The organism is Streptomyces sp. AJS327, assembly GCF_013450295.1.
In the GTDB taxonomy this organism is placed as follows: domain Bacteria; phylum Actinomycetota; class Actinomycetes; order Streptomycetales; family Streptomycetaceae; genus Streptomyces.
In genome coordinates this window covers 2366488-2382737 of sequence record NZ_SKBR01000001.1, presented here as the reverse complement: position 1 = coordinate 2382737, position 16250 = coordinate 2366488, and the positions used below count along the sequence as shown (strand labels likewise).

The window sequence follows — 16250 nt, the reverse complement described above, 5'->3', positions numbered from 1 at the left end:
TTCCGTGGGTGTTCACTGGCGCGGAGCACCGCGCCCGGGCGCGTGGGGGCCGGGTGGTCCAGGCAGCCCCGCCAACTCGGCCACCAGGACCGCGCTCATCCGCTCGGCGACCATGACCGCGGGCAGGTGGGTGTTGGCGGCGGGCACCTCGGGCATCACCGAGCAGTCCATGACGCGGACGTGCCGCCAGCCGTGGATCCGGCCCCACTGGTCCACCACGGCGCCCGGGTCGTCGGCCAGCCCCATCCGGGCGGTGCCGACGGCGTGGAAGTAGTCGCCGACCGAGGCGGCCAGCCAGTCCGCGTAGGCGTCGTCGTCCCGCAGGGCGGACAGCGGTGTGCCGGTGGCGTCGAGGAAGGCGGACTCGACGATGTCCTCGAACGGCCCGGTCCGCAGGACGCGTTCGACCTGGCCGACGGCCTCCCGCATCACTGCGCGGTCACGCTCCGTCGTCAGCATGCGCTGTTCGATCACGGGCGGGCCCGTGGGGTCCCGCGGGTCGAGCCGCACCTCTCCGGTAGAGGTCACCGTCATCACGGCGGCCATCAGCACCGCGTGGTGCGCGGGCGTGCTCTCGCTCAGCGCCCCGTGCATGGGAAGGATGTGGATGTCGCCGCTCTCCATGCTGGAGGAGAGGCGCAGCACCGCGCCGATGCACGGCGCCGCCGGGTCCGTTCGGTCGTGGGGCGGCTTCAGCCGCAGCAGGACCGAGGCGGCCGGGTGGTCCTGGAGGCCCTTGCCGACGCCCGGCCGCGGACAGCCACTGCGCAGCAGGATCGCGGGCGTCTCGATGGCTCCGGCGCACAGCACGACCTGGTCGGCGGTGTGGACCGTACCGTCGGTGAGGACGACGCCGGTGACCGTGTCGTCCTCCACGAGCAGCCGGTCGGTCCTGCCGCCCGTCCGCACGGTCAGGTTGGGCCGGGAGCGGGCTGGCTCCAGGTACGACTCCAGGCTGGAGTGCCGCGCGGTGGCTCCCGCGGTACGCCAGAGGGGGCCACCGCCGTCCGGCGAGGTGAAGGTGTCCACGTCGTCCGGGAGGCCGAGGGCGGCCGCCGCGTCGGCCAGCGCCCGGTCCACCGGCGTGTACTCCTCGCGCGTGGAGGCCACCAGGTCCGGCTTGAGCCGGTCGAACCAGCTCCGGAGCGCCGGCCAGGCCCACTGATCGAGGCCGTACTCCGCGGCCCAGCGGTCGTAGTCGCGGGGCAGTCCGGGAAGGGCCAGCATGGCGTTGACGGAGCCTGAGCCGCCGAGCCCGCGCCCCCGGTGGTAGAAGCGCGGTTCGCCTCCGGCCAGCCGGGTCGCCCGCAGGTTCTGGTCGAACGCCTCCGGGGAGCGCATCGCGTCGATCCAGTTGACGGAGGCCAGCTGCCGGGCGGTGGCGCTGCCACTCCGGTCGGGGCCCGCCTCCAGCAACAGGACCTCGTTGTCAGGGTGTTCGCTCAGCCGCGCGGCGACGACACAGCCGCTGCTGCCGGCGCCCACGACGATGATCTGGGGCATGGTTCATCTCCACGCGGTGGCCGAGGGCGGGAAGGGGGTCCGATGCTGCGGTGTCACGGGGGTCACCGGGCCAGCGGGACGAAGAAGTCCCGGTTGAGCACCAGCAGGTCGTCCTGGCTCACCTGGTCTATCCGGCTGTGGCCGATGCCGTAGAGGGTCTCCCTGATGCCGTCCCGCAGGATCCGCAGCACCTCGTGGACCCCGTCCTCACCACCGACCGCGAGGCCGTAGAGGTAGGCCCGGCCCACGAACACGGCCTTGGCGCCGAGGGCGACCGCCTTGACGACGTCGGACCCACGGCGGATACCGCCGTCCACCATGACGTCCACCTGGTCGCCGACCGCCTCGACCACGGACGGCAGGTAGCGCAGCGGGGACGGGGAGCCGTCGATGTTGTTCCCGCCGTGGTTGGACAGGGAGATCGCGTCGGCCCCGAGGTCGACCGCCAGCTTGGCGTCCGTGATGGTGTTGATGCCCTTGACCATGAGCGGTCCGCCCCACAGTTCCCGTAGCCACTTCACGTCCTCCCAGGTGGGCGGTGGCGTCGCCTCGAACTCCCCCCACGCCTTCCCGAAGTACGGCACGGCGCCGCTCCGTTCGAAGAGGTTCGGCACCTTGAGCGCGGGGATGCGGCCCCGGGAGAGGTAGCTCGCGAACCAGGCGGGCCGGGAGAGCGCCTCGGGTGCCAGCTCCGCCATCGTGCGCAGCGACATGTCGCGGGGCGGTGCGGGCGGAACGCCCCAGTCCCGGCGCGGGGTGTGCGACCAGTCCAGGGTGACGATCAGCGCCCTGGCGCCCGCCTCGCGCGCGGCCTCGACCCGGGCCTCCACCTGGTCCCGCTCGCCCACCCAGTAGAGCTGGAAGAAGGTCTTGGCGTTGGCCCGCACGACCTCGGCCACGGAGTCCGCCGACCAGGAGCTCAGCCCGATGGCCGTCCCCGCGCGGGCCGCCGCCCGGGCGGCGCCGGCCTCGCCGTCCGGATGGATGGCCTGCGCGCCGACGGGCGAGACGATGACGGGGAAGTCCACATCGGTACCCAGGACGCTGGTACGCGTGTCGAAGCTGGTCGGGCGGTCGAAGACGCGTGGCGCGAAGCCGAGTTCGTTGAAGACCCGGATGTTCTCGTCGAGCGTCCAGCCCTGCTCGTTCCCCGCTTTGATCGCCAGCCAGACGGCACGGGGGAGCCTGCGCTGCGCGAGCCGTTCCGCCTCGGCCAGATTCTTGAAGCGAATCCGCTTACTCATGGGCTTCCTTCCGGTTGGTCGAGGCGTGCGGCGGGAGCGCACCGCGCCTTCGCACGTCGGAGCCGTCGGAGCCACGCCTCGGTGGCGAGTGCGGCCACGCTAGAGTGAAATTTCTCTTACGGCAATAGGTTCCCTCCTCCCGCGTGTAACGGTGATGCCGGGCAGAGCGCGCACCACCACGACCCACCCCGACTGAAATAGGTATTACAGAAGGAGGGTGTTGACCACTCTCTGAAACCTCATGTATCAATCAGCTCAGCGTGCGTCACACACCGCCGGGAGATCAGGGCAACGTCGCCGGGCGGGCGAGCGCGCACCCCTCACCAAGACCGGAGAAGGTGAACATGAGCACCGACCCCGCACTGTTCGTCGCCACGAACGACCTCGCCGGGCAGACCCGTGGCCGCGCCGTCCCCCACGCCGGAGCCGACGCGGCCCTGCGCCGGGGCGTCGGGTGGGTGCCCGCCAACCTGGCGCTCACCGCCTTCGGGCAGATCGCGCCGAACGTCTTCGGTTCCGTGGGCGACCTCCGGCTGCTGCCCGACGCGGCCTCGGCGCTCGACCTGCCCGCCTCGGCCACCCACCCCGGAGTCCGTCTCGTGCTGGCGGACCAGGTACTGCCGGACGGCTCCCCGTGGCACTGCTGCCCGCGGACCTTCGCGCGCACCGCCCTCGCGGACTTCCGCGCCGCGACCGGCTACGAGATCGTCGCCTCCTTCGAGCACGAGTTCACCCTCGACGGCCCGCCCGACACCGCGCCCTTCTCCTTCGGGCGCTACCGCGGCGCCGAACCCTTCGGCGACGAACTCGTCGCGCTGCTCACCGACGCCGGGCTAGAGCCGGAGACCTGGCTGCCCGAGTACGGCGCCGACCAGTTCGAGATCACGCTGCGCCCGGTCACCGCGCTCGCGGCGGCGGACCGCGCCGTACTCCTCCGGGAGGTGGTGCGCGATCTCGCCCGCCGCCACCAGCGCCGGGTCTCCTTCGCGCCGCTGCTCGATCCGGACGGCAGCGGAAACGGCGTTCACGTGCACCTGTCGCTGCGGGACGCCACCACCGGGGATCCCGTGCTGTACGACCCGGCGCGCCCCGGGCGGCTCTCCACCCCGGGCGCGCGGTTCGCGGCCGGGGTCCTCGCGCACGCCCGCGCCCTGCTCGGCGTCACCGCGCCCAGCCCTGTCTCCTACCTGCGTCTCACACCCCACCGCTGGAGCACCGGCGGAGTGTTCCTGGCCGAACGCAACCGCGAGGCGCTGCTGCGGATCTGCCCGACCAGCACCCTCGGCGGCGGCGACCCCGCGGAACAGTTCAACCTGGAGTTCCGCCCCACCGACGCCACCGCCAACCCCTGGCTCACGCTCGGCGTGCTCGTCCGGGCCGGGCTGCGGGGTATCACCGAGGAGTACGCGCCCCCCGTGGTGTGGCCGGAGGACACCGCGGAGGAGGACCTCGCCGGAGTCCCGTCGCTGCCCTCCGGGCTGGAGGAGGCGCTTCAGGAGCTGGAGAAGGACCGGGTGGTCGCGGACTGGTTCCACCCGGACCTGCTCGACACCCATCTCGCGGTCAAACGCGCCGAGTTGGCCGAGGTCGCCGAGCTGGACCCGCGGGAGCGGTGCGCGAGGATCGCCGATGTCCACTGACCTCACCGCGGAGCTGGCCGAACTCCGCCTGACCGACCATCACGTCCACTCGGCGCTGCGTGCCCACCCGGACTCCGCGGCCGACCTCGCGGGGTTCCTCACCGAGTCCGACCGGCCACCGCCGGAACACGTCACCCCCTTCGACTCACAGCTCGGTTTCGCCGTCCGGCGCCACTGCGCTCCGCTGCTCGGCCTCCCGGCGCACGCCTCGCCGGAGGAGTACTGGGCGGCCCGGTCGGCGCTCACCCCCGGGGAGCTGACGGAGCGGATGCTCCGCGCCGCCGGTGTCGACCACTGGCTCGTGGACACCGGGTTCGGCACCGACCGCCTGCTGTCGCTGGCCGAGCTGGAGGACCGCTCCGGCGGCCGCGCGCACGAGATCGTCCGGCTGGAGTCGGTGCTGGAGGGCGTGGCGGCGGGGACTGAGGCGGGGGACCTGCGCGCCCGCTTCACCGAGGCGCTCGGCGAGGCGGTACGCCACGCCCGTGGCCTCAAGTCGATCATCGCCTACCGGCACGGCTTCGGCTTCGACCCGAAGCGCCCCACGGACGGGGAGGTCACGGCGGCCGCCGGCCGGTGGCTCGGCGAGCTGGACGCCGGAGCGCCCGCCCGGGTCACCGATCCGGTGCTGCTGCGCATGGCGCTGTGGGCGGGGGTGGACACCGGGCTCCCCCTCCAACTGCACGTCGGGTTCGGCGATCCGGACCTCGCGCTGGAGCGGTGCGATCCACTGCTGCTGTCCGGCTGGCTCCGGGCGGTCGAGGGCTCCGGCTCCGACGTCCTGCTGCTGCACTGCTATCCGTTCCAGCGCAGCGCCGGTTTCCTGGCGCACGCCTTCCCGCACGTCTATTTCGACGTCGGCCTGGCGGTGAACTACACCGGCGCGGCGTCCCCGGCCGTACTCGCCGAGTCGCTCGAACTCGCCCCGTTCGGGAAGATCCTCTATTCCTCGGACGCCTGGGGCCCACCGGAACTGCACTATCTGGGCGCCCGGTTGTGGCGCCGCGGCATGGCCCGGGCGCTGACCCGCTGGGTGGACGAGGGCGAGTGGGCGGCCGCCGACGCGCTGCGCGTCGCGCGTCTGGTCGGCCGGGAGAACGCCGCGCGTGTCTACGGAGTCGATCGTGACTGAGGACCAGCGGATCTGGGCGGCGCTCGAACACCACCTGGACGGTGCCCGCGCGCTGCGGCGGCGGCTGCACGCCGAACCGGACCTGTCCGGTGCGGAGTCGCTGACGCGGGACCTCGTCCTGGAGGCGCTTCCGGCGGCGTCCGCACCCGTCAAGGTGGCCGAGACCGGGGCGGTGCTCCGGCTGGGCCCGCCCGGGCCCTGCGTCGGCATCCGGGGCGAGCTGGACGCGCTGCCGGTCACCGAGGACACCGGGGTGGCCTGGGCCTCTCAGCGCCCGGGCGTGATGCACGCCTGCGGACACGACGTCCACCTGGCCGCGCTGGTGGCCGTGGCCCGGGCGCTCGCGGACACGGGCCTCCCGGTGCCGCTGCTGGTCGTGCTCCAGCCCCGGGAGGAGACCTACCCCTCGGGCGCCCGGGACATCGTCGCGCACGGGGTGCTGGAGGCGGAGCGGTGTGCGGCGATGATCGGCGCGCACCTACAGCCCGCGCTGGCGGCCGGGACGGTCGCCTGCGTGCCGGGCGTCGTCAACGCCTCCTCCGACGAGTTCGAGATCCGCGTCCACGGGGCGTCCGGGCACGCCGCCTACCCACACCTCACCAGCGATCCGCTGCTGGCCCTGGCCGAGATCGTCGTCGCGCTCCAGAGCGTCGTCAGCCGGGACGTGGACCCGATGGCGCCCGCCGTGGTGGGCGTCTCCTCGTTCGCCTCGGGCGCCGCCGCGAACGTGGTGCCGGGTCTGGCCCGCGCCACCGGCACGCTGCGCGCGCTCACCACCGGGACCCGGCTGCTGCTGCACGAGCGGGTCGCGCAGGTCGCCGAGCACGTGGCGCGTGCCCACGGCTGTAGCGCGGACGTCGAACTCGTCCACGGGGAACCGGTGCTGGAGAACCATCCCGCGCTGGCCGAGGCGATCGCCGGGCACCTCACCGGGCAGGGCCTGACCCGCTGCTCGACGCTGCGCTCCCTCGGCGCGGACGACTTCTCGTTCTTCTCCGAGCGAATACCGGCCACCATGCTGTTCGTGGGCAGCGGTTCGGACGAGCCGCTCCACTCCCCCACGTTCCTGCCGGGCGACGACGACCTCCGCGACACGGCGCGCGCCATGCTCGCCGGATATCTGGGAGCCGCCCGGACCCTGGTTCACCCCGATCCATACGACAGACCGTGATGCCGTCCGGCGAGGGCGGCACCGCTCTCCACCGGAAGCTCCCTCCCACGCGATCCGTCTGCGGCGGCGGTTCACGTTAGTGGATCTGATGCTCAGGCCTCCGAGCCTGACCCCTCAGGCCCTTGGGCGCGGGCCGCGTCTCGGCGACGGTGGATGGCGACATCCACTGGACGGAGGGCTGACGTGGCCGAGGGACTGCTGGCGCGGATGGACGACTGGGGCCCGGAGAAGATCGTGTGCGTCTCCGACTCCCGTACCGGAATGCGCGGAGTGCTCGTGCTGGACAACACCGCCCGCGGCAGCGGCAAGGGGGGCACGCGCATGAGCCCCACCCTGGACGTGGACGAGGTGGCGCGGCTGGCCCGCACGATGACCTGGAAGTGGGCCGCCACCGACCTGTTCCACGGCGGAGCCAAGGCCGGGATACTCGGCGATCCGGCCGGGCCGGACAAGGAGGCGGTCCTGCGCGCCTTCGCCCGCGCCCTGTCGAACGAGGTGCCCCGGGAGTACGTCCTCGGGCTCGACATGGGTCTCACCGAGAGGGACGCGGCCATCCTCCGCGACGAACTCGGCGACCGGGGCGCGGCGGTCGGGCTGCCCAGCGCGCTGGGCGGAGTGCCCTACGACGAGCTGGGTGTGACCGGCTTCGGTCTCGCGGAGTCGGCCGAGGCGGCGATGGAGAGCCAGGGCCGCAGGCTGCGCGGGGTCCGGGTCACCCTCCAGGGCTTCGGTGCCGTGGGGGTCGCCGCGGCGAACCGGCTGACCGAACTCGGCGCGGTCGTCGTGGCCGTCTCCACCGGCGAGGGCGCGGTGCACGATCCGGACGGCCTGGACGTCCGGGCCCTGACCGAGCTGCGGCGCGAGGTGGGCGACGCCTGTGTGCTGCGCTACGGCGCCCGGCGGCTGCCCCTCGGGGCCGAACTCACCGTGGACACCGACGTGCTGGTGCCCGCCGCCCGGCAGGACGCGATCGACGAGGAGGTCGCGCGGCGGACCACGGCCACGCTCGTCGTCGAGGGCGCGAACCTGCCGACCACCCCGGCCGCCAGGGCGATCCTCGCGGAGCGGGACGTCCTGGTCGTCCCCGACTTCATCGCCAACGCGGGCGGGGTCGTGGCCGCCGCGTTCGCGATGGACGCGCGCTACTCCGCCTTCCGCCCGGATCCCGAGCGGATACTCGGCTCGGTCTCCGAGAAGCTGCGGGCCAACACGGTCCGGGTGCTGGAGGAGGCGCTCCAGCGGGGCACCACCCCGCACGAGGCCGCGCTCGCGCTCGCCCAGGACCGGGTGCGCGAGGCCATGCGGCTCCGCGGCCGGCTGCCACGGCACGCCGCCTGACCACCGGAGCACCTCGGCTCCCGCACCGGCGCCACTCCGCCGCGCCCCACCACGGCACCGGACCAGCCCGGCACCGGACCGTCCGGGTGGGCGCGCCCGGGCCGCCGCACCGCGCCACGCGGAGCCCGGCCCGCGCCCCCCATCCCAACTCCCTCCCCCGGAACCCGCGTTCCGCGTCGGGAACCCCGTCCCACGTCCCCTTCCCACTCTCCGGAGCACAGCATGCCCGCGATCCCCGCCAGCGAACTGCGCGCCCGCTTCGCGCGCGGCCTGTCCGACCTCTACGGACGTGAGGTCCCCGCCTACCAGACCCTGGTGGAGGTGGCGCAGGAGGTGAACACCGAGGTGCTCGCCGAACAGGGCGGCGCCGCCGAGCGCCTGGGCGACATCGACCGGGTCACCGCCGAGCGGCACGGCGCGATCCGGGTCGGCACCCCGGAGGAGATGCGCCAGGTGGCCCGGGTGTTCGGCGCCGTGGGGATGTACCCCACGGGCTTCTACGACCTGCGGGACGCCCGGCCGCGCCCGGTGCCCGTCGTCTCGACCGCCTTCCGGCCCGTCGACCGGGGCGAGCTGGCGCGCAACCCGTTCCGGGTCTTCACCTCCCTGCTGACGATCGAGGACCGCCGGTTCTTCGACGCGGACCTGGAGCGGCGTCTCCGTGCGTTCCTCGGTGAGCGTCGGCTGTTCGGCGACGAACTGCTCGCGCTGGCGGACCGGTCCGTGGCGGACGGCGGGCTGTCCGCCGCCGACGCCGAACGCTTCCTCGAACTGGCAATCTCCTCCTTCGCGTTGTCCACCGCCCCGGTCGACCGGGCCTGGTACGCCGAGCTGGAGGCCGTCTCCAGCGTGGCCGCCGACATCGGCGGCGTCGCGGCCACCCACATCAACCACCTGACGCCGCGTGTGCTGGACATCGACCGGCTCTACCGCCGGATGCGGGACCGCGGCGTCGAGATGATCGACCAGATCCAGGGTCCGCCGCGCTGGGACGGCCCCGACGTGCTGCTGCGCCAGACCTCCTTCCGCGCGCTGGCCGAGCGGCGGCGCTTCCGCGAGGCCGACGGCTCCGTCGGGGAGGGCTCGCTGCGCGTGCGGTTCGGGGAGGTCGAGGCCCGGGGCGTGGCGCTCACCCCCGCCGGACGCGACCTGTACGACGCGATGGTCGCGGAGGTGGACCGGGAGAGCGCCGCCCGGGAGGTGTCCCGGCAGCGGGTCGCCGAGGCCGTCTGGTCCCGTCGGCTGCCCGGCACGGAGACCGAACTCGCCGCGCGGGACCTGGCGTTCTTCACGTTCACGCCGGTCCGCGACCGGCCGTCGGACGGCACCGCGCCGCCCCGCGAACTGGCGGCGCTGCTGGAGGGCGGCTGGGTCACCGCCGAGCCGATCGTCTACGAGGACTTCCTCCCCCGCTCGGCGGCCGGGATCTTCTCCTCCAACCTGACCGGGGAGGGCCGCGTCGACGCGGAACGGGACGCGGTCACCCGGGACGCCTCCTGGCTCGCGGGCGTCCTCGACCGGACCCTGCACGACCCCGCGGAGCTGTACGCGGGGGAGCGGGACGCCTCGCTCCGTGCCGTGGCGGACGCGTTCGGCCTGCCGGAGGTCCGCCTCCCGGCCGGGCGAGCGGCCTGAGCGACGGAAGCGGAGGTCACCCGCCGTGTACCGGACGCCCTCGGCGCCGCGCCGCCGCCGCGCGGACCAGCGCGTCGTCGAGCGGGGCCAGCAGCGGGTTGGGGTTCGCGGTCCGGCGGACGGCCAGGACGCGCCGGCCCGCCGGGGCGCCGCTCAGCGCGTGGGCGGCCGGGCGGGCCGCGTCGGTGACGGCCAGCTCGGGAACGAGCGCCACCCCCAGCCCGGCCTGGACGAGTTCGCGTACCACGTCGTAGTCGTTGGTGCGGAAGGCGATGCGGGGTTCGAAGGAGGCCGCCGCGCAGAGCCGGGACAGCGCCAGAGCCCCGGCGGAGGTCTCGCGGCTGGCGATCCAGGTCTCCTCGGCGAGGTCCGCCAGGGCGATCTCCGCGTCCCGCCGCGCCGGATGCGCGGGCGGCAGCAGGACCCGCGGCTCCTCCCGGACCAGTTCGGAGACGGTCACCTGCGCTGGCCAGCGGCGCGGCACCAGGGCGTACTCGTAGACGAGCGCCACGTCGAGCGCGTCGCTGAGCACCAGCGGGAGCAGTTCCTCCGGCTCCCCCTCCTCCAGGGAGACCTCGGCCTCCGGCTGCTGCTGGACGAAGCGGGCGAGGGCCCAGGGGACGAGGGAGGCCGCCGCGGTGGCGAAGCTTCCCACCCGGATCAGGCCACGCTGTCCCGCGGCGAGCGCCCTGGCCTGCTCCTCCAGTGCGGTCAGCTCGTTGAGCACGCCCTCGCACCGCTCGCCCAGGACCCGCGCCGCCCGGGTGGGGTGGACATGGCGGGCGCCACGCTCGAACAGGGTCAGTCCGGTGGCCCTCTCCAGCGCGCTGATCTGCTGGGAGACGGCGGAGGCGGTGTAGCCCAGCCGGGTCGCCGCCTCGGCGAAGGAGCCGGTGGCCAGTACGGCGCCCAGGGTGCGGACGTGCGTGGGGTTGAGCACAGCGCGATCCTAGCCCGGGCCCTCCCGGGCCCGGGGAGTCGCGTCCTCCGCCCCCGCCAGGCCCCACCTCCGACCCCGGGCCCGCCATGCCACAGGCGCGCCGCACCGCTCCTACTCCCGTCCTCCCGGCGGCCCTCGTCGGACTCCCGTCGGCCCCCGGCGGCCTCCAGCCAGGCCGGCTCCCGGCGTCCCGGTCCGGCTCCCGGCTTCCGATTCCGGGCGGTTCTCTCCCGAACCCTCCCGAACAACGCCCCGAACCACGTAAGGACTGAGCACAGGTGACCAGCACCCCCACACCGTCCGAGGTGGCCGCGGCGCTGCGGCGGGCGGGCGTCGAGGCCGACGCCTCGGCCCGGCGCCGCGCCGAGTACTCCAGCGACGCCTCGCTCTACCGGGTGCCCCCGGCCGCGGTCGCGTTCCCCCGGTCCGCCGACGACATCGAGGCCACCCTCGACGTCTGCCGTACCACCGGGGTGCCGCTCACCGCGCGCGGGGCGGGCACCTCGATCGCGGGAAACGCCGTGGGCCCGGGGGTGGTGCTGGACTTCTCCCGCCATCTGCGCCGGGTGCGCCACCTCGACCCGGAGGCCGGGACCGCGGTCGTCGAGCCCGGTGTGGTCCTGGACCAGCTCCAACGGGCCGCCGCGCCCCACGGCCTGCGCTTCGGACCGGACCCCTCGACCCACAGCCGGTGCACCCTCGGCGGCATGATCGGCAACAACGCCTGTGGCTCGCGGGCGCTCGGGTACGGGCGCACCGCGGACAACGTCGTCGCGCTGGACCTGCTGACCGGCACCGGTGAGTGGGTGTCGACCGGCGGTCCGGTGGCGGACTCGCCGACCCTGACCGCCCTCCAGCGGGTGGTGCGGGAGCGGCTGGGCGTCATCCGCACCGAACTGGGCCGGTTCGGGCGGCAGGTGTCCGGCTACTCCCTCGAACACCTGCTTCCGGAGCGGAGGTTCGACGTGGCCGCGGCGCTCGTCGGCTCGGAGGGCAGCCTCGGCGTGCTCAGCGCCGCCACCGTGCGTCTGGTGCGGGCCCCCGCGCACACCGTGCTGACCGTGCTCGGCTATCCCGACATGGCCTCCGCCGCCGACGCGGTGCCCGGCCTGCTGCCCTGCTCCCCCATCGCGGTCGAGGGGCTGGACGCGCGCATCGCGGACGTGGTCCGGAGGCTGCGCGGTTCCGCCGCCGTGCCCGAACTGCCTCGCGGCGGCGGCTGGTTGTTCGTGGAGACCGGTGGGGAGACGCGCGCCGAGGCGGAGTCGGGCGCCGCCGCGGTGGCGGCGGCCTCCGGCACCCGCGCGGTGCGCACGGTCACACGTCCGTCGGAGGTGGCGGAGTTGTGGCGGATCAGGGAGGAGGGCGCGGGGCTGGCGAGCCGGGACCGGGTCACGCACGCCGGCTGGGAGGACGCGGCGGTGCCGCCGGAGCGACTCGGCGGCTACCTGCGGGAGTTCGAGGAGCTGTTGTCCGCGCACGAGCTGAGCGGCATCCCCTACGGGCACTTCGGGGACGGCTGTGTGCACATCCGTATCGACTTCCCGCTGGGCAGCCCGGCCGGTACCGCCCGGTTCCGGGGCTTCCTGGAGGAGGCGGCCCGGCTGGTCGCCCGGCACGGCGGCTCGATGTCCGGGGAACACGGGGACGGCCGGGCCCGGGGTGAGCTGCTGCCGCTGATGTACTCGCTGGAGGCGCTGGAGGCGTTCGCCGCCGTCAAGGACGTCTTCGACCCGGACGATCTACTCAACCCGGGGGTGATCGTCCGGCCGGCGCCGCTCGACGCTGACCTGCGGCTCTCCGGGGTCCGCCCCGTCCGTGCCCGGCTGGCGCTCGCCCACGAGCGGGACGACGGCGACTTCGCCCGCGCCGTGCACCGCTGCACGGGGGTCGGCAAGTGCCGTGCGGAGGAGCCCTCCGGCGCGGTGATGTGCCCGTCCTACCGGGCGACGCGGGACGAGCGGGACTCCACGCGCGGCCGGGCGCGCGTCCTCCAGGAGATGGTCAGCGGTTCGCTTCCCGGGGGCTGGCGGGCCCCCGAGGTGGCGGAGGCGCTGGACCTCTGTCTGGCCTGCAAGGGCTGTTCCTCCGACTGCCCGAGCGGAGTCGACATGGCGACATACAAGTCGGAGGCGCTGTACCAGCGGTACCGCGGCCGTCCCCGTCCGCTCGCGCACTACTCGCTGGGCATGCTGCCGCGCTGGGCCCGGCTGGCCGCGCGCGCCCCCGGGCTGGTCAACGGAGTGCTCTCCGGGCCGCTCGCGGGGCCGCTGAAGCGCCTCGCGGGGGTGGACCGGCGGCGTGCGCTGCCCGCCTTCGCGCCCCGTACCTTCCGTCAGTGGTTCGCGGAGCGCCCGCCGTCCACGGGTGAGCCGGTGGTGCTCTGGGTGGACACCTTCACCGAGCACTTCACCCCGCGGGTGGGAGCCGCGGCCGTCCGCGTGCTGGAGGACGCCGGGTTCGCGGTGCGGCTGCCCGAACGGGGCCTGTGCTGTGGGCTCACCTGGATCTCCACCGGACAGCTCGGCGCGGCCCGGCGGATTCTGGGACGTGGCGTCGCCGCCCTGGCTCCGTACGCGGCGGAGGGGATACCGATCGTGGGTCTGGAGCCCTCGTGTACCGCGGTGTTCCGGGGGGACGCGGGCGAACTGCTCGGCGGCTCCGGGGACGCCGCGCTGGTGGCGGAGGCCACCCGCACGCTCGCGGAGCTCCTCACGGAGACCGGGGGCTGGAGCCCGCCGGACCTCTCGGGGCGTACGGTCCTGGCGCAGCCGCACTGCCACCACGGTTCCGTGCTGGGCTGGTCGCCGGACCGCGCGCTGCTGGAGGGCGCGGGTGCCGAGGTCCAGGCGATCGAGGGCTGCTGTGGGCTGGCCGGCAACTTCGGCGCCGAGCGGGGGCACTACGAGACCAGCGTGGCCGTGGCCGAGACGGCGCTGCTGCCCGCCCTGCGCGCGGCGGAGGAGGACACCGTGCTGCTGGCCGACGGCTTCTCCTGCCGTACCCAGGTGGAGCAGCTCACCACGAGCGGAGGGCGGCACCTCGCCGAACTGCTCGCGGACCCGGGCTCCACCGGGGGTGGCTCGCCGGGCGGGAGCTCCGGGCGCTGAGCCCCACACCACCCCGCCCCGGCCCCCGCTCCCGCCCGGAGCCCCCGGCACCCCACACCCCGCACGCCCCGTGTCTCGCGCGCGCTGGCCGCACCGCGCCGCTGGGCGTGGCGGCCCGACGTGCGGTGCCGTCCGCTCCAGCCGCCGGACGGCGGGGACCCGTTGTTCGTGTCCGCGTGCCGCCCCGTCAGCCGGGGCGGCGGTGGATCGCCCCGACGGGGCGGCGGTGGGTCACGTACCGGGGCGGCGGGCGTGCGGTGCGCCACCGTCGCGCGCCGCCGCTCGCGGCGCCGGTGGGCGGAGTCGGGTCCCGGGCCGCCGTCAGGTGACGTACGCGGCGATGGTCCGTGCGCACTCCATCGCCTCGACACGGGTGGTGTCCACCTCCAGGTCGTAGGCCACGCCCCGGTGGACCAGGTCCGCCTGCGAGGCGGCCATGCCGGGGGTCCGGTCGCCCCGGGCGGCCTCACGGTCCGCGGCGACCGCGCCGTCACACCGGACACCGACCCACAGGACGCGCAGTTCGCCGAGGGAGTCCCGCCATCGCCGCTGGGAGTACGCCCCGCCGAGAAAGACCTCGTCGACGAGGACACGGGCACCGGCACGGGCCATCGCGGCGACCCCCTCGATCCACGCCGCTTCCAGCGTCCGGAACTCCGGACCGACGGCCACCTCCCCGTCCGCGCCGAAAGCGATCCCGTCACCGGACGTCCGCAGGGACACGGGCATCGCCCCGACGAGCGTGTCCGTCCCGAGGGCCAGCCACGGATCCGGCAGCACCCCTTGCAGGCACCGGATGATTCCGGACTTCCCCGAGCTGGACCCGCCGTTGAGAACGATCACCTGAGTTGGCATCGCGCCACGGTAGAGGCGCCGACGTGACACGGGAAGCGGATTTCCGCGGCCCCTGGACCGCCGGCCACGACCGGCGCGCCCTCCCGCGCGGATCACGAACCCCGGCCCCCCGGCCCCCCGGCCCCCCGGAAGAACACACCACGACGCGGCCGCCGCACCGGAGCCCCGGTGCGGCGGCCGGGTGAGGCGGCCGGGGTCAGTCCGCGCCGGGTCGGGCCCCGTCCCTCTTGCGGGGCGCCGTCTCCTGGGTCGTGGCCACCACCAGCAGCGTGATCAGCGCCGCGGCCATGACGTACAGGCCGGGTGAGGCGGAGTTGCCGGTCCGCGCCACGAGGAAGGTGACGAAGAAGGGCGCGGTACCGCCGAAGGCGGAGACCGAGAAGTTGTACCCGAGCGAGAATCCGCCGTAGCGGACCCTGGTGCTGAACAGTTCGTTCATCGCGGCCAGGGTCGGCCCGAGGAAGACCGCGAGGATCATGCCGAGGGCGCAGTGCGCGGCCACGGCGAGCGCCGCGTTCCCGGAGTCCATCAGCATGAACAGCGGGTACGAGAAGAGCAGGGCGAGGACGCACGAAGCGGCGAGCACCGGCCGTCTGCCCACCGTGTCGGAGAGCGCGCCCATCGCGGGGATCATCACGCAGACCACCGTCATGGTGACCACGGCCGAGACGGAGGCGAGGGTGGCCGTGTAGCCGAGTTCCCCCTCCTGGTGGCTCGGGACGAACGTGAGGATCACGTACAGCGCGGCGTTCTGGAACAGCGCGTACCCGGCGGTGCTCAGAATGGCCCGCCAGTGCTGGGTGATCGACTCCAGCAGCGGGTTCTTCGCGACCTTCCCCTCCCGTCGCAGCGCAGCGAACTCGGGGGTCTCCTCCAGCTTGTTGCGGATATAGAGCCCGATGAACCCCAGGGGGGCGGTGAGCAGGAAGGGCAGCCGCCAGCCCCAGTCGTGTATCTGGTCGGAGGTCAGCGTCAGGTTGAGCAGCAGGACGACGAGCGAGCCGAGCAGGAAGCCCAGGATGCAGCCCATCTCGACCAGGCTGACCAGGTAGCCGCGCCGTTTGGCGGGCGCGTACTCGGCGACGAAGGCCGAGGCTCCCCCCATCTCGCCGCCCGCCGAGAAGCCCTGTGTCAGCCGCAGCACCACCAGCAGCACCGGCGCGAGGACGCCGATGGTCTCGTAGGACGGCAGCAGGCCGATGCCGAGGGTGGCGAGCGAGACGGAGATGATCACCCAGGCCAGGGTCTTCTGCCGTCCGATGCGGTCCCCGAGGGCGCCGAAGAAGACGCCACCGAGCGGCCGTACCACGAAGGCGACGCCGAACACCGCGAAGGAGCTGAGCAGCTGGGTGGTCGAGTCACCGCCGGGGAAGAACACCTTCCCGAGCACCGCGGCGAGGTAGCCGTAGACGGCCACGTCGAACCACTCGACGACACTGCCGATGGTGGCACCGGCGGTCGCCCTGCGGAGCGTCGCCCTGCTGGGGGCCGCCGGGGTTTCGGGGGGTGGTCTCCCCTCCTCGGAGAGGGTGGTTTTCGAGTCGACGCTCACAGGGGCTCCTGATCATGAGGGGCGAGGGAGAGGGGCCACGGTCGGCGCACTGCTGGCGCCGACGGCGCCTCAACGGTGCGCCGACTGTAAAAAATCGTCCGACGATCTGCAATGGATGTGACGGGGAAAA

11 protein-coding genes are annotated in these 16250 nt (G+C 74.1%); 6 read left to right on the top strand and 5 right to left on the bottom strand.

Annotation, left to right across the window (positions count from 1 at the left end):
• Positions 1–12 precede the first annotated feature (12 nt).
• Positions 13–1503, bottom strand: a complete 1491-nt coding sequence (locus E0L36_RS09450; RefSeq protein WP_180928367.1) for a GMC family oxidoreductase — start codon at positions 1501–1503, stop codon at positions 13–15.
• Between the two features lie 62 nt (positions 1504–1565).
• Positions 1566–2747 (bottom strand): pre-mycofactocin synthase MftD, encoded by a 1182-nt coding sequence (gene mftD, locus E0L36_RS09445; protein WP_180928366.1) that lies wholly within the window; start codon positions 2745–2747, stop codon positions 1566–1568.
• 344 nt (positions 2748–3091) lie between these two features.
• On the opposite strand from mftD, the gene E0L36_RS09440 reads away from it, so the two are divergent.
• From E0L36_RS09440 to E0L36_RS09420, 5 genes are all read left to right on the top strand, one after another.
• Positions 3092–4387 carry a glutamine synthetase family protein gene (locus E0L36_RS09440; RefSeq protein WP_180928365.1) on the top strand — a complete coding sequence of 432 codons (1296 nt, stop codon included), beginning with the start codon at positions 3092–3094 and terminating at the stop codon, positions 4385–4387.
• Positions 4377–5519, top strand: coding sequence for an amidohydrolase family protein (locus tag E0L36_RS09435; protein ID WP_180928364.1), 1143 nt, complete (start codon positions 4377–4379; stop codon positions 5517–5519). The genes E0L36_RS09440 and E0L36_RS09435 overlap by 11 nt, the downstream gene beginning before the upstream one ends.
• Entirely contained in the window at positions 5512–6690 is a 1179-nt protein-coding gene (locus E0L36_RS09430; protein WP_308416680.1) for a M20 family metallopeptidase, read from the top strand. The genes E0L36_RS09435 and E0L36_RS09430 overlap by 8 nt, the downstream gene beginning before the upstream one ends.
• A gap of 207 nt (positions 6691–6897) precedes the next feature.
• On the top strand, positions 6898–8028 hold the full coding sequence (locus tag E0L36_RS09425) for a Glu/Leu/Phe/Val dehydrogenase (RefSeq protein ID WP_258016119.1): 1131 nt from the start codon (positions 6898–6900) through the stop codon (positions 8026–8028).
• 222 nt (positions 8029–8250) lie between these two features.
• Positions 8251–9663 (top strand): 2-oxoadipate dioxygenase/decarboxylase family protein, encoded by a 1413-nt coding sequence (locus tag E0L36_RS09420; RefSeq protein WP_180928362.1) that lies wholly within the window; start codon positions 8251–8253, stop codon positions 9661–9663.
• Between the two features lie 16 nt (positions 9664–9679).
• Here E0L36_RS09420 and E0L36_RS09415 read toward each other — a convergent pair whose 3' ends face one another.
• Positions 9680–10603: a LysR family transcriptional regulator gene (locus E0L36_RS09415; RefSeq protein ID WP_180928361.1), complete on the bottom strand. Its 924-nt coding sequence runs from the start codon at positions 10601–10603 to the stop codon at positions 9680–9682.
• A 278-nt stretch (positions 10604–10881) separates the two neighbouring features.
• On the opposite strand from E0L36_RS09415, the gene E0L36_RS09410 reads away from it, so the two are divergent.
• Positions 10882–13713, top strand: coding sequence for an FAD-binding and (Fe-S)-binding domain-containing protein (locus E0L36_RS09410; RefSeq protein WP_180928360.1), 2832 nt, complete (start codon positions 10882–10884; stop codon positions 13711–13713).
• A gap of 321 nt (positions 13714–14034) precedes the next feature.
• Here the strand turns inward: E0L36_RS09410 and cpt are convergent, their stop codons facing one another.
• Both cpt and E0L36_RS09400 read right to left on the bottom strand, forming a co-directional pair.
• Positions 14035–14568 carry a chloramphenicol phosphotransferase CPT gene (cpt, locus tag E0L36_RS09405; protein ID WP_180928359.1) on the bottom strand — a complete coding sequence of 178 codons (534 nt, stop codon included), beginning with the start codon at positions 14566–14568 and terminating at the stop codon, positions 14035–14037.
• 196 nt (positions 14569–14764) lie between these two features.
• On the bottom strand, positions 14765–16120 hold the full coding sequence (locus E0L36_RS09400) for an MFS transporter (protein WP_180928358.1): 1356 nt from the start codon (positions 16118–16120) through the stop codon (positions 14765–14767).
• Positions 16121–16250: the final 130 nt, after the last annotated feature.

Bases quoted from the DNA above. Each gene is read 5' to 3' on its own strand.
- E0L36_RS09450 (WP_180928367.1), bottom strand. From the start codon at position 1,503: ATGCCCCAGATCATCGTCGTGGGCGCCGGCAGCAGCGGCTGTGTCGTC.
- mftD (WP_180928366.1), bottom strand. From the start codon at position 2,747: ATGAGTAAGCGGATTCGCTTCAAGAATCTGGCCGAGGCGGAACGGCTC.
- E0L36_RS09440 (WP_180928365.1), top strand. From the start codon at position 3,092: ATGAGCACCGACCCCGCACTGTTCGTCGCCACGAACGACCTCGCCGGG.
- E0L36_RS09435 (WP_180928364.1), top strand. From the start codon at position 4,377: ATGTCCACTGACCTCACCGCGGAGCTGGCCGAACTCCGCCTGACCGAC.
- E0L36_RS09425 (WP_258016119.1), top strand. From the start codon at position 6,898: ATGGACGACTGGGGCCCGGAGAAGATCGTGTGCGTCTCCGACTCCCGT.
- E0L36_RS09420 (WP_180928362.1), top strand. From the start codon at position 8,251: ATGCCCGCGATCCCCGCCAGCGAACTGCGCGCCCGCTTCGCGCGCGGC.
- cpt (WP_180928359.1), bottom strand. From the start codon at position 14,568: ATGCCAACTCAGGTGATCGTTCTCAACGGCGGGTCCAGCTCGGGGAAG.